This window comes from Vibrio phycocola, assembly GCF_053850235.1.
In genome coordinates this window covers 304997-328582 of record NZ_JBSQDJ010000002.1, presented here as the reverse complement: position 1 = coordinate 328582, position 23586 = coordinate 304997, and the positions used below count along the sequence as shown (strand labels likewise).

Genomic DNA, 23586 nt, shown 5'->3' with positions numbered 1-23586 from the left:
AAGATTGTCATCGAGCTCTAGTTTCCGCTAGATACTAACAAATTTCATTTGTAGCATACCCTTCTGTTTTAAATTCTTGCAGTGACTTAATTGCCGAATTCACCATATCGTATTCCGCTTGTCGCGTATTAAAGGAATGATGAGTGGTAATTTGAACATTATCCATACTTAACAAAGTATTGAGATTTTTATTTGTGATCTCTTTGTCACTAAAATCATACCTATAGTAGTCCTGTTCACCCTCTACAACATCCAATGCAGCAGCGGAAACTTTTCCACTTTTCAGTGCGCTAATTAATGCCTCAGTATCAATTAATTCTCCTCGCGCATTATTAACAATGCATACATCCTCTTTCATTAATTGAAACGCGTGTTCATCAAGTAAATGGTAACTTGATTCAAGCAATGGAGCATGCAACGTTATCACGTCAGACTGTTTGAATACCTCTTCCAGTGGCAGGTATTCCACCTTCGTGTTTATCTCTTTGTTTTCATAGATATCATGAGCAATGATTCTACAGCCAAATCCGGAAAGCCCTTTGATCACGCTCTGCCCAATTCTGCCAGTGCCAATTACGCCGATAGTTTGATTATGTAACTCTCTTCCCTGCAAACCCAACAAGGTAAAGTCCTTTTTTCTTAACTTACTTTGAGAATACGACAACTTTCTTAAACAAGTTAAAATCGACATTATTGTAAATTCGCCAACCGAATGAGGAGAATAAGAAGAATTACTAAACTTAAGGCCTAGTTCCTGACAAGCCTCAAGATCCAAATTTTCATACCCGATGGCTTTCGTTGAAATATGTTTAACTCCAATTGCTTTTAACTGAGTTAACACTTCCCTGTTCAGCGTACATTTTCCGGCACATGATATTGCTTCGTATCCTTTAGCAAGGTGTACATTCTCCATACTAAGAGGTTGATTCACGATAACGACATCAACACCGCGTTCAGCTGAAACACTTTCCACGCCGGCGACTTGGTTTTTAAATACACTATAAAAAAGGATTTTCATTTCAACCCCTTTAGTGCCGTGATTAACGTTCTATTTTCACTTTCGGTGCCAATCGTAACACGCACAAATTTACCCATAGGTCTTATAATGCAGCCACTTTTTAGCAACTCTTCGTAAATATATTTAGTGTCCATTTTCATATCGACGAAAAGGAAATTGGCCTCCGAGGGAACAACATCAAATCCCATCTTGGTAAATTCTTCAAATAGATATTCTTTTCCAATTTGGTTGTTACTTTTTACTGTTTCTAAAAAAGCATCATCATCAATTGCAGCCTCAGCCGCAGCTAAAGCAGGTGAACTGGTCACAAATGTTTGATGAGCCTTGTTAAGTACGTCGATGATCTCTTCTGAAGCAATACCGTAACCAATACGCAACCCAGCAAGACCATAGATTTTAGAAAATGTTCGGACAATCATAAGATTAGGATGCTTATTTAGGCCTTGGAGTGAATCTGCTTGATCTCTATTTTCTACAAATTCAATATAGGCTTCGTCAACAATGACCAAAATATCATCAGGAACCTGAGCTAAAAATGTAGCGATCTCCTGATAGGACAAAATCGTTCCCGTTGGATTATTGGGGTTACAGATAATCATTAATTTAGTTTTGTCGCTTATCGCTTCGAGCATCCCATCTAAATTATATTTGTAGCCATCCGCCAACGGAACTTCAACAGGGACACCACCATGCCTAACGGTATTATTGTAATAGGCAGGAAACGTTGGCTTGCTGTAGATCACTTCGTCACCCTCTTCGATCAGGATTTCTGTTACCAGCCTTAAAACCCCACTAGCTCCATTCGAAACGATAAGCTGCTCCATCGATATTCCGAGTTTGCAAGCAATGGCTTTTCGTAACGATATCGCACTCGGATCTGGATAAATATTAACTGAAATTGAGGCTGCGTTTAATGCTTCTATTCCCTTTGGAGAAACGCCCAATGGATTTTCATTTGATGCCAATTTAATTAGCGTATCGATACCATATTCGTCTTGCATTTCTTCAATATTGGCACCCGGTATATACGGACGAACTTTACTAAAAGCACGGTTGGTTTTATTTGAAATCATACTGACTTGTCCCTTTATTTTGTGGCTGCTTCACAGTCCGTTTTTTATTAGATCAGATTTATCATCGAGTCTTTAACAACAATACGAATAATTCGGTTTTCTTTCATTTTACTTTGTATGTCTAAACATATATTTTCAATGGAAGATGGAAAAATCGTGCCAATTTAAATAAGTGATAAATATCAATGATTTATTATTGATGTAAATACGATACCCGTGTTGCTTTGGTGCGTTTGATCTTTCTTGGGGCGATAAACGGCTATAAACTTATTAGTGGACTAAAACAGATTTGGCCGGAGAAAAATGTAATTAAAGCCACGATAAACAGGTAGAAGACGGTATAGAGACATGAAATATTTCCGATGGTGTTCGCATGCTACTCCCTCGCATTAATGGAGGACTTTGAGCGTAAGATTATTTGATTAACGGTGCACCAAAGTTGCTCTATTTGCATCAAAATCTACTAATTTGTGAGTAACTTCTCGAAGGTTTGGATTGAGAATTATCATTAACTATTTGTTTTTAAACTAATTTAATATTTTGGCATGAGTTTCGCAAGAATGTCATAACATTATATGTCTAGTCATGTACTTATGCGAAGCTACTTATGAACGAATCCACCAAACACATTCTGCAAGAGACCCCATCGATTGGCGAAGGTTACACATCGGGAAGCAGCATCGTTGCGCATGTTTCTCGTAAATTATCGAGTCTATTGTTGGTAGAACTTGAACGGGTTATCAAAGAAAATTCCAGTTTAAATCTTGCCAGCTGGCGAGCTCTACGAGGACTGTCAGAAATAGACAGTTCCTCTCAAAAAGAGTTAGTTAAATTTGCCAATATCGATCAAGGTCAAATGAGTCGAGCGCTCACTGATTTAGAGAAGAAAGGTTTTGTATCACTACAACGATCTAAAGAAGACAAACGCAGTTGGCGTTTCTCTATTACTACCGAGGGTAAGTCTTATTATCAACAACTTAGCCCTTTGGTCGACAACTTCCATCAAGAATTAACTGACTCGCTCACTGACTCGGAGCTTGAAACATTCGTTCGTTTGAGCGCAAGAGTCGCTGATATTGTAACGGAAAAATACTCAGATAATTAAAAGTCGTGATTTTGGCACAAGGCAGTGCCCATTAGCCATCTAAAGAAATGAAGGAATACAAGATGAAAATTAATCGTTTTATAAAGAACGTGGTTCTAACCACATCACTTTTGATTTCGACCACCACAATGGCCAGTGATTGGGAACCTAATGGTCCAATTACATTAAAAATTGGCTTTGGCCCTGGTGGGGCAACAGATGTGATGGGTCGAGCCATTGCAACTGCCATTGAGGAAAACGAAGGCTGGAACGTAATTGTTCAAAACAAACCTGGTGGCGGTGGTGTTGCAATGCTATCTGGCTTGGCACACGACGATCCAGACGGCACCAATATCGGTCTCGGTGTAACACTGGCCACACTAATGAATATTGCAACTCGAGGAGAGAGTTTGCCATTTAACCTTGATAGCTTCGATTATCTAGGGACGATTGCAGTTGCACCTTTGGCCATTATTGCTCCAACCGATGCTCCTTATAACACTTTCGCTGAATTTGTAGAGCAATCAAAAGCCAATGGCGGATATTTAGTGGGTTTTGATGGTGGCCCTCAGCGCATGATCATCAATGCTATCAATTCTGATACAAATGCCGGCATGGAAACCGTTAGCCATAAAAGTGGCGCAGAGCAAATTCAAGGCCTACTAGGTGGACAATTACAAGCTGGCTTTGGTGCTGGTGCACATATTGAATACATCAATTCAGGTGACTTGAAAATGCTCGCCGTGGTAACAGACACTCGCCAAAATTATTCTCCTGAAACCTCAACGTTGATTGAACAAGGTTTTAACTATTCTCTGAATCCATATTTCTACCTTACAACACCTAAGGGACTATCTACGGAAGCTAAAACTGCCCTCGCATCGGCTTTTGACACAGCACTAAAATCAGAATCAGTGGTAAATCTGGTTGAAAATACAATGAAAACAAGCACTCACAACCTTGGCCCAGACGGAACAGAAGCAAGCCTAAAAAACAATTTAACAGATACGAAAAGCTTGTTGATGAAATAGAGTAGAACCATACGGCTGTGTTTAATTGCGCAGTCGTATCACTTTTCCGGAGGTAGTGTTAAATGTCATTAGAACGATTGCAAACAGGCATACTTATTCTTGGGATGATCTTTTTCTATTTTGTCATCATGCCAGGACAAGTCGACCACATTGAGAATGCTCGTATTGTTCCCACAACGGTCCCAACGATTGCTATTTGGATCATCATTGTTACGGCCGTTTTTCAGTTTATTTCAAACAAAGCGACCATCAACTTTAATCCAACCTTGTGTCTTCGCACAATTGCCTGTGTCGCCTATGTGATTACATCCATCTCAATAATGGGGCATTTTGGATTTGAATTTGGGGCCCCCCTATTAGCGCTTGGTGTCATGTTGTTGATTGGTGAACGAAGGTTACATTGGTTGTTCTTAGGTGCTTTCGTAATCCCTATTGGTGTTTGGCTACTTGTAGAGCAGGTACTAAATCGGTATTTACCTTAGGAGTTCATCATGGTTGATTTATCTACGATTCTCGCTGGGTTTGCCGATGCTTTCACGCTAACCAATCTGTTGTACGTAGTCTCGGGTGTAATTATCGGTCAGTTTGTGGGCGCTATGCCTGGTATTGGACCCGTGATGACAATGGCCATTGCCGTACCGTTTACGTTTGTTTTAAACCCTTTACCGGCGATTGGTCTTTTAATAGGAATAAACAAAGGTGGGCTTGTCGGCGGTGCGATACCCGCTATTTTAATCAACACTCCCGGAACACCAGATGCAGCGGCAACCGCAATTGATGGATACCCTCTGACTAAAAGAGGTAAACCGTTAAAGGCGTTGAAAATGGCGTTGTATTCTTCTGTTACTGGAGACAGTTTTAGCGACATCGTACTCATCACCATCGCTGCTCCATTAGCCATTGTTGCCTTGCAAATGGGGCCAGTAGAGGTCTTTGCATTGATGGTTTTTGCATTCTCGCTGATTTCTGGTTTGATTGGGAGTTCTGTTACACGAGGCATTATTGCAACTGCACTTGGGCTTTTAGTGGCAACAGTTGGATTAGACCCCGAACATTCGACTCCACGATTTCTGTTCGGTTTTTACGACCTTTATGATGGATTTCCGCTACCTGCGATTGCGATTGGTACACTGGCTGTGGCTGAAATCATACGACGTTTGGTTTCAATGACTGGAGAAATTCGTCCTGCGGTGTATTTCCCAAAAATACAACCAAATGAAGATAAAAATATTAGCCTGAAAGAATATTTGAGTTGTAAGTTTGTGCTGCTGCGCGGGGCACTTATTGGCACAGGCATTGGCGCGGTGCCAGGAATGGGCTCGACAGCGGCAGCGTTTATGAGCTATTCAGCGACAAAACAATCATCGAAAAATCCCGAGAAATTTGGCACTGGTGAAATCCGTGGCATTGCGGCGACAGAGAGTGCGAATAGCTCTGTTGCCGGCGCTGATATGATCCCGTTACTGACTCTAGGATTACCTGGTTCAGCCTCATCGGCGATGTTAATTGGTGCGTTTCTTATTCAAGGTATTCAGCCGGGACCATTGTTGTTTGAATCACAGGGGCAGCTTATTTACGGTCTGTTCGGTGCGATGCTGATGGCCAATATATGTAACTTTATCATCGGATTCTTTGGCTTACGCGTTTGGTCAAAACTCATTTCGGCTCCTGAATCTTTGGTGTTTTCCGCCGCTCTCGTGCTCTGCGTAGCTGGGGTTTACCTCTCTACGGGTAGCATGTTTGGTATCTATGTCATGTTTCTCTTCGCTGGACTTGGGCTTATTATGACGGCGTTAAATTACCCAGTAGTTGTCTTTATTATCGCTTTCTTTTTGGCACCACGGTTTGAGCTCTCGCTAGGTCAATCTGCCACTATTTTACGAGGTGACCCGCTTCGCCTAATCCATCACCCTGTAGCACTAGTATTATTTGCAATGTCCATCTTTGTTATTTACTGGCTCAATATACGTAAAAAGAACACCTAATGAGGATATTTAATTGAACAGCATCGAAATTTTGCGCAAGCTTATCGCATTTGATACCGTCAGCAGTCAATCTAATTTGGCACTGGTTTCATGGGTGACAGATCTACTGGATCAACATGATATTCCTTATCGCCTAACGTCAAATGATGAGGGCACAAAGCAGAACATCTTTGCAATGATCGGTCCTCAAGTGGAAGGGGGGATTATTCTTAGTGGCCACACCGATGTCGTTCCTGTAACTGGGCAAGTTTGGGACTCTGACCCGTTCACATTAACTGAACGAGGCAGTCGCCTTTATGGACGTGGCAGTTGCGATATGAAAGGCTTTATCGCCGCCGCACTTGTCGCATTAATCAAGGCCAATTCCGAAAAATTGTCTAAGCCTCTGTATCTCGCTTTGTCGTACGATGAAGAGATTGGCTGTCTTGGGGTGCCACGTTTAATTAATGATATCGTCGATATTGTCCCGCCCCTTCGAGCTGTCATCGTAGGAGAACCCACTGAAATGCGCCCCATAAATCAGCATAAAGGAGCATTTCGCAGCAAGATTAGCTTAACAGGTAAAGTCGGTCACTCTAGCGATCCAAGCCTTGGAGTGAGTGCAATTCATTATGCAGGTAAAGTATTACAGGGGCTTTCTGAATATGCGGATACACAAAAAGCAAATTGTGATCCTCAAAGTGCTCTAAGCCCAAACTATACCGTTATCAATACCGGGTTAATTTCTGGTGGAGTGGCACCAAACATCATAGCACAAGACTGTGAAATGACCTTGTCTACTCGCTTTATGCCTTCGCAAACCGTTGATATGCATTTGGGTTGCTTTAAACATATCGTTGCCGAGGTGGAAGGCCGTATGAAAAAGCATGCGCCTGAATGCTCAGCTAATGTCGTTGTTGAAGGCAGCATTCCCGCCTTTAAACCAGAACCAGACAGCGAGGCGGTAAAGCTTTGTGAAGAGTTACTTGGTCCTAAAACACTAGGCGCAGTTGGTTTTGGTACCGAAGCTGGACACTTTCAACAAGCAGGGTTCCCAACCATTGTTCTTGGTCCAGGAAGTATTAATCAAGCACACCAACCCAACGAGTTTATTGAAATTGACCAAATGAAGCAGATTGACGACTGTTTGAATAAACTGGTCGACTTACAAAGGTAACTTAACGCTGAATTAAAGCAATCTCCCTTTTCAAGCGGAACATAGTTAGGTGAACGTTAGCATTACTCCATAGACTCAACAGTTGACTAATCGGTCGCCACTTTGTTAACACGTACTCATATTGAAAAGTGCTTATCTTCCAAAAGGATATATATGAACAGTCGTCACTCAGTGGCATTTTTAGGATTTTTATTAATTCTGAGTATTTCTGGGCCATTAGCGATTAATTTCTATTTGGCCCTATTACCAAGTATGGCGGATGACCTTTCAACTAGCGCCTCTTTGATTCAGCAAACGGTAACGCTTTATTTAATAGGCTTTGCTGGCGCTCAATTGATTGTCGGACCATTGTCTGATCGCTTCGGCCGTAAAGCCATATTATTGGTATGTTATAGCGTTTTTGTTGTCGCCTCTTTGGTTTGTGCCTTAGCAACAGATGTTACGTTTCTGATTGGCGCAAGATTTGTGCAATCGTTAGGCGGTTGTGCAGGCGTTCTGATCAGTCGCGTGATTGTTAAAGATGTTTACCCTCCTGAGGAAATGGGCAAAGTCATGTCTTATATGACGACAGGCTTTTCAATGGCCCCTTTATTGGCTCCAATGATTGGTGGCTTTGTTGGAGTGGAGTTTGGTTGGCGGAGTTTGTTTTATATTCTGTCACTATTCGGTGCTTTGTTAATTTTATGGACAATATTCGGTTATAAAGAGTCAAATAAAAACCTTAACCCAGACGCGATACGAATAAAGCATTTAGTTGGAAATTATGCCGCCTTAATGAAAGAGCCTTCGTTTGTAGGATATTCGTTAGCCGTGTGTTGTTCTATCGCAGGTGTTTTAACTTACACCTCTGCTTCAAGTTTTGTTCTGATTGAATTGCTAGCGGTACCCGTAACGGCTTATGGTTTGTTATTTAGCGTCAGTGCTTTTGGTATGTTATTAGGCAGTATCATTGCCGCTAGACTTAATAGTCATTTCGGCAGTGCATCTACCGTTTTGTATGGCGCGAAAATACTCGCCCTTGGTGGTATTATAATGGCCGTATTGCCATGGCTAGGAGTGGTATCAGTTGCAACAATCGTTGGTCCCATGTTCATCTACGCGTTGGGTAATGGAATCGTGATGCCAACGGCGATGTCATTGGCCATTATGCCTTTCCCTAAAAAAGCGGGTGCTGCTGCCGCTTGGATAGGATGTTGTCAGGCTGCATTAGGGTCTTTATGTGGCTATGTTGTGGGATTGCTATATAACGCTAGTGCGATCCCCATGACATCGATGATTGGGCTGTTATCAATCATCCCTGTACTCAGCATTGTAGCTATACGATTTAAGTATCGTTACGCTGAATAAATGTTAAAACTGAATAAGAAGGCCTACGCATAAAATAACTCAGCTAGCTGTTCTATCTTGCTGTCTATCTCTTCAAGCGCCGTATTGCCATAGCCGAGTATTATCCCCTGCCACTCTCTTTCTATGTTGTTGGGCTTTTCATAAAATTGGAGTGGTCGCGTGCGAATACCGGCATCCAACGCTCGTTGACTCCAGATCGCCTCATCGATACCGTCCACCCAGCTCAAAGTAATATGCAGCCCAGCCGCCTGACTAATGACTTCTACATCAGAACCAAAATGGCGCTCAATTGCATCAATCATCCGTTGGTGTTTGGTTTTATATAACAGACGCATCTTTCTAATATGACGAAGTAAGTCCCCTTCAACGATAAAATCGGCTAAGGCTGACTGCGTATGAGTCGGAGAATCTCCGCTCAAGGCATCTTTGATCGCCAGACACTTAGGCACTAACGAGTGTGGAACAACCAAATAACCGGTCCGTAATCCATTGAACATCACTTTGCTGAAAGAGCCCACATACATTATCCGATCCGTCACCCCAGTCTGTTCAGCCAGTCCCTGTAGGCTGGTGTATGGGCGGTGAGCAAACTGAAATTCACTGTCGTAATCATCTTCAATAATCCAGCTCTCTTGCTCTGCTGCCCACTCGATCAACTTTAATCGTTGTTCCGTGTTGAGTGTGGTTCCCATGGGATACTGGTTGCTTGGAGTAATGTAGAGTGCTTTGGCATCGCTGGATAATATTTCGCTAAGCTCAACTCCAGAATAGGGTTTAACCTGAACTGTTCGATATTCTAGCCCGAGTAAATCGATGATTTTGCGCATTTGAGAATAACCCGGTTGCTCCATCAAAATCGGATCCGACTGTGTAAGCGTCGCCATCAATGCGATGGTTAAGGCTTGCTGAGCCCCACTGGTAATAATAATTCGGTCGGCGCTACACTGAACCGAACGACTGGTCGCAAGGTAATCGGTCAGTGCCGATCTTAGCTCAATGCTGCCTTGAATATCCTGATTTCCAAGCAGAGAGAGACGAGAGGAATGTCGTTGAATAAGTTTATTCCATTTACTCAAGGGAAACTGAGCAAAATCAGGTACGCCTGCTGCAAATGGGCTGTTAACCGGCAATGTTGTGTTCGGTTTTGGCTTAGAACGTTGCTCAATGTTCACAGGCAAATATTGCTCGGGAAGCTCTATCGCGACATAAAAACCGGAACCTTGGTGACTCTCGATATACCCTTCGGCAACCAACTGTTCATAAGCCCCAATCACGGTATTTCGGCTAATGTGTAATTCTTGCGCCAGCTTTCGTGTTGAGGGCAGTTTTCCACCTTTACGCCACAGACTGAATACGATTTTCTCACGAATCGCATGAAAGAGCCTTTCCTGCCTTGAGCCTTTACCATCAACAAGCGTCAAATCGCCAATGTCTATTTGCTGCATAACCGGATCCATCCTTTAGTTAAAACTGGCTCTAAAAAATGTACCAGTTCAACTTTATATTACCACTCACAAGCTCTTGTCAATAACATCTATCAATAACCACAGTAAATAGGAATTCGAGAAATCATGCTATCCAATTCAAAGAGAACAGAAGTTAAAAAAGGCAGTCATAAAGCGGTCTTTGAAAAAGAAACTCTTTATAAGATCATTGATGAAAGTTTGATAGCGCATATCGCCATAGTCGAAGAGTCTGGTCCTGTTGTCATTCCTATGCTGGCATGGCGGGTCGATGATTTCGTCTACATTCATGGTGCAAACAACAGCCGCCTACTGCGCAAACTAAAAGCCGGAGTGCAAACATGTCTGACATTCACACTTTTTGACGGTTGGGTGTTAGCACGCTCGGCGATGCATCATAGCGCTCACTATCGCTCTGCTGTGGTTTTTGGTGCGTTCGAAGAAGTGAGCGATAAACAAAGCAAAGATACGATTCTCAATCAATTTGTTGAACATATTGCGCCAGGAAGAACACAAGATGTGCGACTCGGCAGTGACAAAGAACTCGCTGCCACCATGCTATTACGCCTTCCTCTCACGGAAGCATCGGTAAAAGTAAGTAACGGACAAGTCAACGATGATGTGGACGATTTAACACTTCCAGTTTGGGCGGGCTATCTCCCCTACCAAACCAAGGTTGGCCCGTTACAATCCGTTGATGACCTAAGTAATGATATCGCAGTGCCAGACTATAGTGCCGCGTATGGTACGCGCTGGCACGAGCAGTAAATTAATTAGGTGTTTCTATTTTCAAGTAACGAGAGAAAGCCGGGTAGGTAGACTGTTTATACGAAGATGCCGCTCAAAAAAGAAAAACAAAAAAAGTCTTTATAATCAAAGACTTTTTATTTTTCCATGAAAGATATACACCAAAGATAATAAAATAAATTGAAGCATTCAGCTCTTCAATGAAAACCACTTTTCAATGGAAAATAGCAAGCTAAATGTGATCAATATCCACTTACTCTCTTTAATGAGATTGTTTTGCAGACCGTTTCTCGCAATTGCGATATTTTCTGCAATAATTGATTTAACTATTAATTATTGGAAAGGTTTTCCGAATGAAATTTGCCCATAAGCTAACACTTGTTGTCGCTGTATTGATAATGATTACAGTCGGCACACTATCAGTTAGGCAATACATGACAGTGAAATCAAACCTGTTTTCTACTATCGATCAAAGCCTCGATGACATTATTGGCAACGTAACAAATAGTATTGTCGGCGAATTGGAAGGTAAGAAACAGCTCGCTAAATTCATTGCTGAACGTGTTAGTAACGAAGGCAGCTCTATTGATTCAATCCAAGAGCTATTAGATTCGCAGGTTGTAAAAACCGCCTTCGTGCAAACGGGGGTTTCCCTAGAATCCACCGGAAAACTTCGTGTTAGTAATGGCGGTACAGAAACAAGTGTGAACAACATTGGTTGGTATCAAAAAGCGAAGACCAACCAAGATTTATTTGTTACCGACCCCTATACCGATCCAATGACCCAGCAAGTGGCCGTATCTATTGTGACACCTCTGTGGACTGAAGGGACCTTTATCGGTGCACTAAATTTTAATATCGACCTTGTACGACTTGCGGAATTAACCAACAGAGTCAATATGTTTGGCGCTGGGTACATTCAATTGGTCACTTCATCAGGTACCATTGTCGTCCATCCAGATAAAGAAATGGACGGCAAAAAGCTCAGTACTAACCACCCAGATATCAAAGTTGCTCAACAGTTGCAGATTAAATTTATTGATGGTGTTGAATTTGGATTTAACTTCTTCCAAATACCAAACGAAGACTGGTATGTCAGTTCTGTGCTCAATCACACCATCGCATTTAAAGCAATCAATGATACAAAAACAGATGCCATCATAATGTCGGTACTCGCATTGATCATCAGTATTGTGATTTTCCTATTCTTAGTTGGTAAGCTAATGAATCCAATAAGATTATTAAATACTGCCATTCAGGATATCTCTTCTGGCCAGGGCGATTTAACCAAAAGGTTGAGCACAAAAACAGATACTGAGTTCGCAGAACTTGCTGGCGGATTTAATACCTTCACTGAAAACCTTCAAGGGGAAGTAACAGAGCTTCGCAGTATTGCAGATAATATACTTGATGGTGCAAATCAAGCTTCACAACGCTCAACAAGCTCAACCCACGCGCTTAATAATCAGGTGGCGGAACTAGAACAACTGGCTACCGCTATGAATGAAATGGCGGCGACGTCTTCAGATGTCGCTGGTAATGCACAAAGTGCCGCGAGCTTAGTAAAAGAAGCGGATGATGCATCTCAAGAAGGTGTGCATGTTGTTTCTTACACTCGAAATTCAATTAATAACTTAGCATCGAGTATCGACGACGCGGTGGCTCAAATCGAAACACTTGAAAACGCGACCAATAGCATTGAGTCTGTGTTACAGGTCATCAATGAGATCGCCGATCAGACAAACTTGCTTGCATTAAATGCTGCAATTGAAGCTGCGAGGGCGGGAGATCACGGCCGAGGATTCGCAGTGGTTGCCGATGAAGTACGAACGTTAGCGCAAAGAACTCAAGTTTCAACAACCGAAATTAAAGAGATGATTGAACAACTTCAATCAGGGGCAAAAACCGTCGCACATGCCATGTCCAGCAGCAAAGAAACCGCAAACGATTCAGTCAATAAGGCGCGAGAAGCCGATGAATCTTTAACTAAAATAAGAGATACAATCCAGCAAATTGCCGATATGAACATCCAGATCGCGTCGGCGGCAGAAGAGCAAAGCTTGGTGGCTGAAGAGATAAACGCCAACACAACTAAGATAAAAGAGCTATCAGAAGAGGTCTCGTCGAGTGCGAATGAAACCAACAACATAATGGCTCAACAGAGTGAAAGATCGATCAAGCAAAACGAAATTCTTAATCGATTTATTGTTTAATTAAAGTCTAAACAGAACAAGGAAACACGCTATGTGTTTCCTTGTTCATTTTTAGTTAAAGAATTCAACCTACAAGCTATATAACCACGCCTTAGAAACTTACCTTACCTTTCCCATTTCTATACATGACATGAGCATCGCTGGCAATAAATACGCGATACTCAGAACTTTCATTCTTGTTTCAACTGCACCGATGAGATGTGAAGGCATCACCTAATACAAACAATGAACATGTATGGCTACAATAAGGAATTTCAGTGCAATACACGTTGGATCAGTTCTGCGCCTTCTTCATTCAGTAACCTGTGCCACGAGTCATTATAAAGCGGTTGAAAAATGCGCTCAAATAGCCGTCCATCACTACCGTTACCGCAATTAACGTGGGCATGGCTCACTTTTCATGTTCAACTATTTTTAATGGCTTGCTTAATATACTCAGCGGCTTTTGCTTGTGAGGCAAAGTTTTTATCATTAAAATCACCGCTTAAATTCAAGCTTCGTCTGAATGACTCAATCTGTTCAATGATCTTCGGTTTCGTCATGACATACGCCCCATCAACACAGCCATGGTCATAACAGTACTGTACAAGCTCGGCGAGCTTATCACGTGTCTCTGCCGACAATTCATATTCATCGTCGGCCACCGTAATAATACCCCATTTACGTTCGCTCAAGCGGTCCATGAATGGCGATAAAGATTGCATAACAAAGTCTAGCAACTCATAGTCAATGATTCCCTTGTATAGTAATGTCACGACTTCGGTTGAGATAATGACTTTAACACTGCCGGTTACACACTTAAATTCTAGTTGGTGATCGTTATCGTAACTTTCCAACCTAAATTTCGCGCTCTCTAAGTCATTTTCAATAAGAAGAGTAAACGCCTCCCAGGAAATAGGTTTTGATAGATAGAAACCCTGTGCCCGATCACACCCTAGCTTTCTCACGTATTCTAATTGTTCTTTGGTTTCGATGCCCTCAGCAACAACATCGAGCGAATACAAAGAGGCAAGTTCAACAATAATATCAATTAAGGGTTTACTGCTTACATTTTTAGTTTCAAAAATCGAACTAATAAATGATCGGTCTACTTTAAGAATATCGACGGTGTATTCGGCAAGCTGATTGAAGGCTGTATAACCCGTACCAAAGTCATCTAGAGACAGCCGTACTCCAACAGCTTTCAATTCTTTTAAGATGGTATTGGCGAGAATATCATCGGCTATCAGACACGTTTCGGTAATCTCTAACTCGATCTGTTCTGCCGGCACTTGGTAATTATCGATAAGCAGTGCGACATGATACGCGAAGTGTTGATTTTTCAGTTGCCACGCTGAAAAGTTAACCGACAATACGCCAGAAAATTCATAGTTATCTATCAATTCTTTAAGTTTAATAATGGCCGATTCAATCACCCAATAGTCGATAGCTTTGATCAAACCCGTTGTTTCGGCAATAGGAATAAACTCACTTGGACCCGCCGCTTTCAAACAGACAGAGTCACATCTCAGTAGTGCTTCTGCTCCGGTTATTTTGCCGCTTCGGCAATCATATATAGGCATCCAGACCAAATAAAAGTTGTCACCTTCGAGTGCTTTCTTAATTTCCTCTTCAATTCGCGCATGTTGATTTATTTGATTCTCCAGTGCTTTCGAATAAAATTGATATCCATTTTTGCCACTGTTTTTGACTTGGTACATCGCCGAATCTGCATGTTTGAGTAATTCATCTGGCAACATCGAATCACTCGGACACATTGCGATACCAATACTAACGTTAATATCAAAATATTGGTCTTTGACTTTAAAACCATGCGAACATAAATCCGTTGTTTTTCTCGCAACCATAGCAACCGCATCACTATTGGGGACGTTACTGATAAGTACGGCGAATTCATCACCTGCTAATCGAGCAATCTCATAATCACTGTCGACCAGCCCTAAATGATGAATTTGTGCAAAAATATCAATCAGGCTCTGAGCAAAGGCTTGCAATAAATCATCGCCGACATGATGGCCATAATGATCATTCACATATTTAAAATTATCTAAATCAATATAAAGTAGCGCACATTGCAATTCATGCCGAATACTACGGCTCACTGTTCGCTTTAAAGCGGAACTGAATAAAACTCGATTCGATAGTCCGGTTAAACTATCAACTTTGGCCAACTTATTTAACTCATCGAAGAGAAGCACATAGTTATTATTCAATAAGGCTATTTCATCTTGCCGATCAATTTTTTTTAGCTGAGAATCATCACCTGTTCGAGCATTCGCTACTTGCTTGGTTAATCGTACAACCGGCGAGATAATCTGTTTTTGAATCAAGAACTTTAGGATTAAAAAAGTCAGTATACTGACACTAAAAATAAGGCTGATTATATTGTTCCAGTAAGGCCTTAAAAGATCTTTTAAATAACTTGCTGGAAGAGATATTTCTAACATAGCCAATTCACTTTTCGAGCGTACCGTTAGAACGGATTCCTTCTCTCGTACTTCATTTAATTGCAATGTATTAGGCAGAACCATGACTCTAGAAACAGGGTCTATTGTGATGTGAATACCTTCGTGGAAACTGATTCGCATCGGATCTTGGTAGCGGGCAACCACATCCAATGTCGTTTCCGTAATCGCTGTGGCAAACTTCATACTCCCTGAAAATGTATTGTCTGCGATAAGATGTTGTGGAGAAAAAGTACGAAAGACAATCAACTTCAAAGTATTACCTTCGCCTTTTCTTATGAGATATGAAGTCGTATCAAGATAAGTAGAACCTGCTGCTTTTAATTGTTTTGTAATAACAGACTGATGTTCCATCAAGTCGTTATCCAACTCAGGACTCGAAAAAGGATCATTGGCATCGAAATGAAAAATAAACCTATTGCTTTCATCCAATAAGCTCACTTTTCTAAACTGCCCATACGAAAGATGAAAACGGCCTAAATACCGAATAAGATGATTTTCTGAAATCATCGCACTGCCATCAGAAACATCACGATTAAGATACCGAGTGAGTTCTGCGCTATTAAGAAACACTTCAGTGAGGCTCAATAACTCTTCAACATTTTTATGGATATCACTAATCGTGTGTTGCCCGGTATATTTCAATTTATCCGCGACAGTGCTGATAATCAGGTTCTTTTGATTAGAATAGGCATACATCCCCGCCACTGAAAAAATAGCGAATATTACGGGTAATAATATGTACGTGATTCTGCGCGATAGCTTCATGCTTTTTCCAGTAATTATTTATTATTCAAAGCAGATATCATTCTAGCTCTCGTTTTAGAAGAAACTTGATCTAAACGTGTGTATTGGAAACTTCGATCAAGGACTTCCGTTTCGGGAAAGAGCTCGCGATCGTTTAAATATTCATCACTAACAAAATTCAAGGCAGATTCATTCGCCGTTGCTATCCAAAGATCTTCCGCATTCATCGCGGCAATTTTCGGCTCATTGATAAAGTTAAGAAACGCAATGGTTGCATCACTCAACGGTTTTTCAGAAGGTACGGCGAAACACTCATACCACATTAACGTGCCTTCTTGTGGAACGACATAGTGCCAATCGTCCTGACCTGTTGCCTCACGGATCGTATACGTTTCGCCGCTATACATCACCGCCATCTCCATCGATGACGTCGCCATCATTTCTAATGAGTATCCTACTGCTGAGCGAAACGCTAAGATGTCTTTTTTGCTATTAGCCAGTAACTTATATGCTTGTCGTAATTCATTCTCATCATTGGTCATAGGGTTTAAACCAAGACTCAGTAGCGCAAAGCCCACCGTATCTAAATCATCAGATGGGATAACAATGTTGGTTCCTTTTTTAGATAAAGAGAACACCTGAGACCAAGAAGTGACTGGTTGCGTTATCAAACTTTCTCGATAACCAATCCCCATCGTTCCCCAAGAGTAAGGGACTCCCCAATCGCCACAGACCGATGACGCAATTTGGTTAATGTGTTTTAAATTGGGAATCGAGACAGAGCTGAGGTTTTTTGCCATTCCAGCCGCGCTATACGCGTTAAGAGTATACCCATCCATAATGAACAAATCATACGCTAACGCTCGGTCGGTGGTGATGACTTCATCTCTAAGTTGTTCATTTTCAAAGTAGATTTGAGTAATGCTATGGCCCGTTTGTTCTTCGAATAACTCAATAACATCTTCGGAAAGATACTCTTCCCACGTATAAATCCGCACGTTATCCGATTTCGCCTGAAAACAGGTTAAAGCAAGCAAACATCCTAAATAGATTCTCAATTTTATATCCCCCAGCGAAAGTACGCACTTCAACGTAATACCGTTACTTTATTTTAAGTTATAAATCGAGATTTCGCGAAGTTGAAACCCTATTAATTTCATGGATTAGTGAGCTGAAAGCCTTTAAATACAAGGCATTTGCATCTGGTTTTAGTAGTCTATTTATGAAACAAAACAAGGTATCTGTTAAAGTTAGACCACTATACCTAGAAGATATGTCTGCACATGGAATCACTCTCATTAGCTCAAGCTCGAAAAGTCACGTTACTGTCGCAAGGATTACATGCGCAGCAACTCACAGGAACCCCGTACCAGCGAACGGTTAAAGCGATGACAGCGTTAGGGTATGTACAAATCGATACCATTTCTGTGGTTCAACGCGCCCACCACCATACCTTATGGAATCGAAATCCTGATTACCAAACCGATCACTTAGATAAAATGGTTAAAGAAAAGCAAGTTTATGAATACTGGTCGCATGCCGCCTCTTATTTAGCGATGAAAGATTTTCGATTTTCTTTGCCACGTAAACTCGCACTTAAATCCGGTCAACAACAGCATTGGTTTCGTAAAGATTTAAAGCTAATGGCCTCGGTACTCGAACGCATTAAAGATGAAGGACCACTGATGGCAAAAGACTTTGCCTCTGATGTCACAAAGAAAACGGGATGGGAGACCAAACCCAGTAAACAAGCTCTAGAAACGCTCTACATGCAGGGCGATCTGATGATTACTGAGCGTAAAAATTTTCATAAGGTTTATGACATCACAGAACGTGTATTACCTGATCACGTTGATACAACACAGCCCACTCCAGAAGAACATGCCAAATTTCTTGTTCAACGTTATCTGGCTGAACACGGTATTGGTCAACTCAATGAGATGGTTTACTTGTTGAAAGGCGTTAAGGCTCACGTAAAAACCGCGCTAAATGAGATGGGTGAACAAGGTCTGATTGAACAGGTTGAAGTCAACGGCGAATTCTATTTTACATCGGCCAACTCATTAGCCCTGTTAAATAAGCAACTAAAGCGCAAACAAGTCAATATCCTTTCCCCTTTCGACAATCTGGTGATCCAGCGAGCAAAAACCAAGCGACTGTTCAACTTTGATTATTTACTTGAATGTTATACGCCTGCGGTCAAAAGAAAATTTGGTTACTTTTGTTTGCCCATTTTATGGGATGGAACCCTAGTCGGCATGATTGACTGTAAAACTCACAAAGCCCGATCTCACCTAGAGGTGATCAATATATTTATCGATCCTTTACTAAAAAATATCGATGAATTTAGAGCCGAATTCGACCTTGAATTAGTGAAATTTGCTGCATTTAATCAGGTTGAAACTGTTTCAAACTACCACATTCGACCACTTCGATAAGGTCAGCTTATCAAACAAAACGCCGAGCCAAAGAAAATTGGTGAGCAACATCTATTAATGTAATGGCCTACTTGTCACTTTTAATGATTGGCCTTTCTTGTACGTCGGAAAATTCGACGACTTTCCAGCTAAGACCTTTGGTTCTAAAAATACGTTTTTCCTGATTTGGGTAATCGACAACATCGCTTTCTAAGCGCTGACCGACGGCAATACATTTAAGAACAGAATTCCCCGTATTAATCAGGGAATGAGGGAATCCACCTTTGCGATATCCTAAGAAATCACCTTCTGAAATTGGGAATTTATCCTGTCCAACGATCGCGACGCCTTCTCCTGAAAGAACGTAAAGGCATTCATCTTCGTTATAGTGGAAATGGTGCTCGGTGGAGTCATGGCCCGGTTGAACTTCCATAATATGAAAACCAAAACCCGTCAATCCAACACGGTCACCCAAAGATTTATTCGTGCATTGAGCATTGGGATTCAAGAAGTGCGTCTTTTTCTGTGCTTCCATTGCATCAATTTCTGCTTTCTTTAGTACATATTTATCATCTGACACGGAAATACCTCTCCATAGGTTTTATTTTGTCTATAAAGAGTACCGCATCTTTTATCCGACTCTTGGTATTGAAGACTAAATTGTGATGCTAAAACGGCTGTTTATTTCTGGTATTTATGGTTCTGAACCGCTAGGTGGTGTTCCTTGGGTAGGAATCACAACCATAGCAGTTTATGCATGTTCCTTGCTCAAATACTCGTTAGAATTGTTGCCCTTTCAGCAAACTATACTTTAAATGTGTTAACAAGCTTGGCGGTTGAATCTACATTATCACTCAATATTAATGCAGATTGCTGCGTTCGCTCTGCTATTGCTTTAGCTGAGTCTGCAGATTGACTTAAAGTATCAACATTACTATTAATATCTTTTAGTACTTCGATTTGGCCTTGTGCTGCAACGGCAACTTGACCGGTGGCTTCAGTGATATCTTTTGAAAGCTCCGTTATCTCGTTAAGGCTGTCTCCTGCCCCTTCGGTAGTCGTCATGGTATCTTCAGCTTGCTGCTGACTTTTAGCCATGGCTGAAATTGCATTTTCAGAGCCCGTTCTTAGTTGTTGAATAATATCGCCAATTTCTTTAGTTGATTCTTGGGTTCTAGTTGCGAGTGTTCTTACTTCATCAGAAACAACTGCGAACCCTCTACCATGCTCGCCAGCTCTCGCCGCCTCTATCGCAGCATTCAGTGCTAATAGATTCGTTTGTTCAGCTATTTGGGTAATCACTTCTAGTGCTTTACTTACTTTCTCACTACTTTCCGCTAAGTCATTTACGACGGTGGTCGCGGTTGATATCTCAGAAACAAGCTCTTGTAGTTTTGCTATTGCAAAACTGACGACTTCTTTCCCTTTTTCCGCAGATTGATTGACATCACCAGCATTTGACGCGACCTGATTAATATTGGCTGAGACCTGATCTAACGCTGAGGTCATGTGTGCGATTGAACTCGATACTTGACTCGTCATTTGAAACTGTTCGCAAACACTTTCATTCGACTGTTCTGAAAGCACTTTTAATTTGGAACTTTCATCAAGCAACAAGTGATTAGATTGAGATAATTGAATAATAATGTGTTGAAATTTTTTAAGTAAACTTTTAAATGATTTACCGACTTGTCCAATTTCATCATCTTTTGTTGATCTAACGGTGTAATCAAGTTGGTTGTGCTTCTCTACTTCATGAATATCTACACGAAGCGTTTTAAGACTAGATTGAATACCTTTTATCGTAAAGATAAATGCAACTATTAACCCTAACGATAATACGATTGTCATGGTTACTATCAGGTTGACCATAAAGGTTCTAATCTCAGGAATTAATACAGAAAATTCCTCAGAATGATTCTTTAAGCGCGCGAAAGGCGACTCTATTTGTGATAAAAACTCACTGAAGGTTAAATTATCTTGTTGAAAAGCGAGCACTAACGACTTAAATTGTTGATTTGTATCAATTGCTTCAGTACATACATCGATGGCTTTGCCAAATCCTAATACCCTAAAAATTATGTCTTCTGCAAAATTTACCGCTCCTAAGCATAATTCAGATTGCAGAGTTGTAGTGTGTAATCCTTGCACAATGCCTTGTTGTCTAAAATTAGTGTTTTTTTTATCAATATAACTTTTAATCTCATTTAAACTTTGATTCGGCACTGACATTCTGTCTAAATTAAGCTGTATCGATTCAACACCTATAAGGTATTCACGCTCTAAATAAGTAAAATAACCCGTTTTAGCGATTTCAAACATACCAAAAATATTAATCATAATAAGGGTTATTAAGCTTATTAATAGAACTGATAGCTTTTTCTTAATGCTCCAAACAAACATAAATACCTCACAAAATATAAATATAAAACTAAAGCGCAGGGAATTAGTTACTTTATTTATTGTAGGGGAAATGTGAATTTATGTAAGAAAATATGTTAATTAGTAAGCATGCATGTGCACTTGGTGATCTAAGATTCAGCGCTGGCCCAGTGTCGCTTACTGTCTGACTGGAAAAATTTATGTTCTACCGCGTGTTCTAAGTCAATATTAAATTCAGACGCTAACGCTGAAAGTAAGACGAAGGTATCGGCGATCTCATTCGCGACTCGCTCTTGTGAAAATGCGTCGTAGTTTTTTGACCAGAGCCGTTTCAATTACGCAATTTACCTATAAAACGACTTTCTAATTACTGCCCCAAAAACAACACAGACAAAATTGCAAGTAAAGCGGGTAACCCTTGGACCACTATAATTGAGCGTTTAACCGAATAGCTTCCATACAATGCAGCGACAACGACGCAACTCAAGAAGAAAAGTTGTATCTGCTCGCCAAAGGCTGTGTTTGAATGAAATAACCCCCAAAGCAAGCCAGCTGATAGAAAGCCATTGTATAAGCCTTGATTTGCCGCAAAAACCGTAGTCTGCTCAGCTTCTTCTTGTGATAAACCAAACACTCGTCGCGTTCTTGGCTTAGTCCAAAGAAACATCTCGAGAACCAATATATAAGCATGTTCAATTGCAACCAACGCAACTAATACTTGAGGCAGTAAACTCATTTAAATAATCCTTGTATCGCCAGAGCCATCGATTTTATTTTCATTAATGACTGGGAGAGTTCATCACATACGCTCTGAAGAAGATGATGGTTGAATAGATCATTGTCACAGACATTAATGCTTCAGACAGCATGCTACAGATTAATTGAGCGAACGGAAAGAAGATTGCTATTAAATCTAAAAGACCAAGTATTACGAACTGAATACAAACAATAATAAACAGTATGAAGAAAAGTTTGAGTGTTAGGCCTTTTGTTTCCTTCCAGCTAACACCAAATGCTTTAATAGGAGATTTACCATTTAACACGATTTCAAATTCTGAAAAAGCGAGGCGAGCGCCATAAATACAGCCAGGAATAATAAAGACAATAAGCCCCACCACCACAACGACCCCATACATAATGTAAGAGATAAATAAGCTATGCCACTCCGATAATGAAACCGTCAATTCTATTTCTCGACCAGATGCAACAGACGCCATAAATTTAATGAAGCGCACCATCAAGTAAGTATGAATCATCCCAGTAATAAAAAAGTATAATAAGCCGTTCCAATACGAAGGATACTGAGAACCGATGTACTCGATAAGAGGGGATCCAGCGCTAGTGATAATAATGAAGGGGCCAAAAATTTTAAAGACAGACCACCAGTTCATCTTTAAAAAATAAAAACTTTCGTTAAACAGTTCTTTCATTTTCGCCAACTGACTCGATTTATTTAGTATCAGTATACTGAATGTACAGATATCGCCTATAAGCGACATCAAATACTGACTCTTTTTGTTTATTTTAAACAGCCGCGCTTACTTCAATGTATTTCTCCAGCGACCATCTTTAAACGCAGCCAAAAGTGTTTTAGCACGACCTTCATCCAATTCGGTAAAACAGCGCTTGGTCGAAAAGAAGTCATTCAATCCTTCTATGTTTCTCAAGTCTTGTCGCGTGACGCCGGAATATCCCATCGTCCACTCAGAGAAATCTCGTTCTTCAACTAATTCCACAATAACCTTTTTGACATTATCATGCAGTGGGTCTTTGGCTATCTTCTCATAAAGCGTTTCGACAACTTGACGATCGCCCTCTAATACTTGGAAAAATGATCCTGCGTCGTAAAGTAACATCCCAGTCACATTGATACTCGCGTTATGCTTACGAGCTTTTTCCAATAACGCGGTAATGTCGTCATGAGTAAATTGTTCGGTTGCAGAGCTAGAATAGATACAACGGATTAACTCTATTCCACTTACACTATCGCTCATATTTAACTCCTCCAAAGCTTATTAATGTGAATATAAATACAGTTCACATAATCACCAAGAACGTATCATAAAATAATAGCTGGGATCTCTATATTCACATTAATGTGACGATCAGAATTTAATAAAAATGAGTTCTACTTCAATGATCTGACAGCAAACCTGCGATTTTATAGGTAGCAATACGATGAAGAACCCTTCAAATTCTAGAGCAACATAAAAGAAAAAAGAGCCGCTAGTTTCTCAACGACTCTTTCTAATTTTTTCATTATCAGTGAGTGATTCTAAATAATTCGTTCACCAACATTGATGGCCGATTTATTTTTTTTACTCGAGGAACAAGCGGCTCCATGTGAACAACCCATACATTTCACCCCTTTCTTCTTATCTAAAACAACTTTTGCTAAAGAAAGCCCTAAAATGAATAAAATTACGAGTGCGACAATGACATTTTCCATAACTCTCTC

Annotated in this window: 21 protein-coding genes; 9 read left to right on the top strand and 12 right to left on the bottom strand. The window is 40.8% G+C overall.

All coding sequences use genetic code 11. The features are described from left to right. Positions 1 to 34 precede the first annotated feature (34 nt). Together ACWU4D_RS04790 and hisC are read right to left on the bottom strand one after the other, a co-directional pair. Positions 35 to 1018 (bottom strand): NAD(P)-dependent oxidoreductase, encoded by a 984-nt coding sequence (locus ACWU4D_RS04790; RefSeq protein ID WP_456050255.1) that lies wholly within the window; start codon positions 1016 to 1018, stop codon positions 35 to 37. Next, the gene (gene hisC / locus ACWU4D_RS04785) at positions 1015 to 2091 is read right to left on the bottom strand and encodes a histidinol-phosphate transaminase (protein WP_456050254.1); all 1077 of its coding nucleotides are present in this window, start codon (positions 2089 to 2091) and stop codon (positions 1015 to 1017) included. Before hisC ends, ACWU4D_RS04790 begins: the two co-directional genes overlap by 4 nt. A gap of 607 nt (positions 2092 to 2698) precedes the next feature. On the opposite strand from hisC, the gene ACWU4D_RS04780 reads away from it, so the two are divergent. The 6 genes from ACWU4D_RS04780 (at position 2699) to ACWU4D_RS04755 (ending at position 8694) form a co-directional block, all read left to right on the top strand. Next, a complete protein-coding gene (locus tag ACWU4D_RS04780; RefSeq protein ID WP_456050253.1) occupies positions 2699 to 3196 on the top strand; it encodes a MarR family winged helix-turn-helix transcriptional regulator in 498 nt (165 codons plus the stop codon). A 62-nt stretch (positions 3197 to 3258) separates the two neighbouring features. Further along, entirely contained in the window at positions 3259 to 4206 is a 948-nt protein-coding gene (locus ACWU4D_RS04775) for a tripartite tricarboxylate transporter substrate binding protein (RefSeq protein ID WP_456050252.1), read from the top strand. A 62-nt stretch (positions 4207 to 4268) separates the two neighbouring features. Continuing rightward, positions 4269 to 4688 carry a tripartite tricarboxylate transporter TctB family protein gene (locus ACWU4D_RS04770; RefSeq protein ID WP_456050251.1) on the top strand — a complete coding sequence of 140 codons (420 nt, stop codon included), beginning with the start codon at positions 4269 to 4271 and terminating at the stop codon, positions 4686 to 4688. A 9-nt stretch (positions 4689 to 4697) separates the two neighbouring features. Further along, positions 4698 to 6191 carry a tripartite tricarboxylate transporter permease gene (locus tag ACWU4D_RS04765; protein ID WP_456050250.1) on the top strand — a complete coding sequence of 498 codons (1494 nt, stop codon included), beginning with the start codon at positions 4698 to 4700 and terminating at the stop codon, positions 6189 to 6191. A 13-nt stretch (positions 6192 to 6204) separates the two neighbouring features. Further along, positions 6205 to 7347: an acetylornithine deacetylase gene (argE, locus tag ACWU4D_RS04760; protein WP_456050249.1), complete on the top strand. Its 1143-nt coding sequence runs from the start codon at positions 6205 to 6207 to the stop codon at positions 7345 to 7347. Between the two features lie 153 nt (positions 7348 to 7500). After that, a complete protein-coding gene (locus ACWU4D_RS04755; protein WP_456050248.1) occupies positions 7501 to 8694 on the top strand; it encodes a multidrug effflux MFS transporter in 1194 nt (397 codons plus the stop codon). Positions 8695 to 8717: 23 nt separating this feature from the next. Here ACWU4D_RS04755 and pdxR read toward each other — a convergent pair whose 3' ends face one another. Next, the gene (gene pdxR / locus ACWU4D_RS04750; RefSeq protein WP_456050247.1) at positions 8718 to 10139 is read right to left on the bottom strand and encodes a MocR-like pyridoxine biosynthesis transcription factor PdxR; all 1422 of its coding nucleotides are present in this window, start codon (positions 10137 to 10139) and stop codon (positions 8718 to 8720) included. A 126-nt stretch (positions 10140 to 10265) separates the two neighbouring features. Between pdxR and ACWU4D_RS04745 the strand changes: the two genes are divergently transcribed. Further along, the gene (locus tag ACWU4D_RS04745) at positions 10266 to 10925 is read left to right on the top strand and encodes a pyridoxamine 5'-phosphate oxidase family protein (RefSeq protein ID WP_456050246.1); all 660 of its coding nucleotides are present in this window, start codon (positions 10266 to 10268) and stop codon (positions 10923 to 10925) included. Between the two features lie 332 nt (positions 10926 to 11257). Then, entirely contained in the window at positions 11258 to 13117 is a 1860-nt protein-coding gene (locus ACWU4D_RS04740; RefSeq protein WP_456050245.1) for a methyl-accepting chemotaxis protein, read from the top strand. Between the two features lie 404 nt (positions 13118 to 13521). On the opposite strand, the gene ACWU4D_RS04735 is transcribed toward ACWU4D_RS04740, so the two are convergent. Continuing rightward, complete coding sequence (locus tag ACWU4D_RS04735; protein WP_456050244.1) at positions 13522 to 16350, bottom strand: bifunctional diguanylate cyclase/phosphodiesterase; 2829 nt, start codon at positions 16348 to 16350, stop codon at positions 13522 to 13524. A gap of 14 nt (positions 16351 to 16364) precedes the next feature. Next, positions 16365 to 17387, bottom strand: coding sequence for a polyamine ABC transporter substrate-binding protein (locus tag ACWU4D_RS04730; protein WP_456050243.1), 1023 nt, complete (start codon positions 17385 to 17387; stop codon positions 16365 to 16367). Positions 17388 to 17612: 225 nt separating this feature from the next. Between ACWU4D_RS04730 and ACWU4D_RS04725 the strand changes: the two genes are divergently transcribed. After that, the gene (locus ACWU4D_RS04725; RefSeq protein ID WP_456050242.1) at positions 17613 to 18767 is read left to right on the top strand and encodes a winged helix-turn-helix domain-containing protein; all 1155 of its coding nucleotides are present in this window, start codon (positions 17613 to 17615) and stop codon (positions 18765 to 18767) included. Between the two features lie 67 nt (positions 18768 to 18834). Here ACWU4D_RS04725 and ACWU4D_RS04720 read toward each other — a convergent pair whose 3' ends face one another. From ACWU4D_RS04720 to ACWU4D_RS04690, 7 genes are all read right to left on the bottom strand, one after another. Continuing rightward, positions 18835 to 19326, bottom strand: a complete 492-nt coding sequence (locus ACWU4D_RS04720; protein ID WP_456050241.1) for a cupin domain-containing protein — start codon at positions 19324 to 19326, stop codon at positions 18835 to 18837. Between the two features lie 224 nt (positions 19327 to 19550). Beyond that, positions 19551 to 21086 (bottom strand): methyl-accepting chemotaxis protein, encoded by a 1536-nt coding sequence (locus tag ACWU4D_RS04715; RefSeq protein ID WP_456050240.1) that lies wholly within the window; start codon positions 21084 to 21086, stop codon positions 19551 to 19553. A gap of 191 nt (positions 21087 to 21277) precedes the next feature. Next, entirely contained in the window at positions 21278 to 21463 is a 186-nt protein-coding gene (locus tag ACWU4D_RS04710; protein ID WP_456050239.1) for a hypothetical protein, read from the bottom strand. A 32-nt stretch (positions 21464 to 21495) separates the two neighbouring features. Then, the gene (locus ACWU4D_RS04705) at positions 21496 to 21864 is read right to left on the bottom strand and encodes a DUF1304 domain-containing protein (protein WP_456050238.1); all 369 of its coding nucleotides are present in this window, start codon (positions 21862 to 21864) and stop codon (positions 21496 to 21498) included. Between the two features lie 43 nt (positions 21865 to 21907). Then, positions 21908 to 22627, bottom strand: coding sequence for a hypothetical protein (locus tag ACWU4D_RS04700; RefSeq protein WP_456050237.1), 720 nt, complete (start codon positions 22625 to 22627; stop codon positions 21908 to 21910). 39 nt (positions 22628 to 22666) lie between these two features. Further along, positions 22667 to 23122, bottom strand: coding sequence for a BLUF domain-containing protein (locus ACWU4D_RS04695; protein ID WP_456050236.1), 456 nt, complete (start codon positions 23120 to 23122; stop codon positions 22667 to 22669). A 281-nt stretch (positions 23123 to 23403) separates the two neighbouring features. After that, on the bottom strand, positions 23404 to 23577 hold the full coding sequence (locus ACWU4D_RS04690) for a FeoB-associated Cys-rich membrane protein (protein WP_456050235.1): 174 nt from the start codon (positions 23575 to 23577) through the stop codon (positions 23404 to 23406). Positions 23578 to 23586 lie beyond the last annotated feature (9 nt).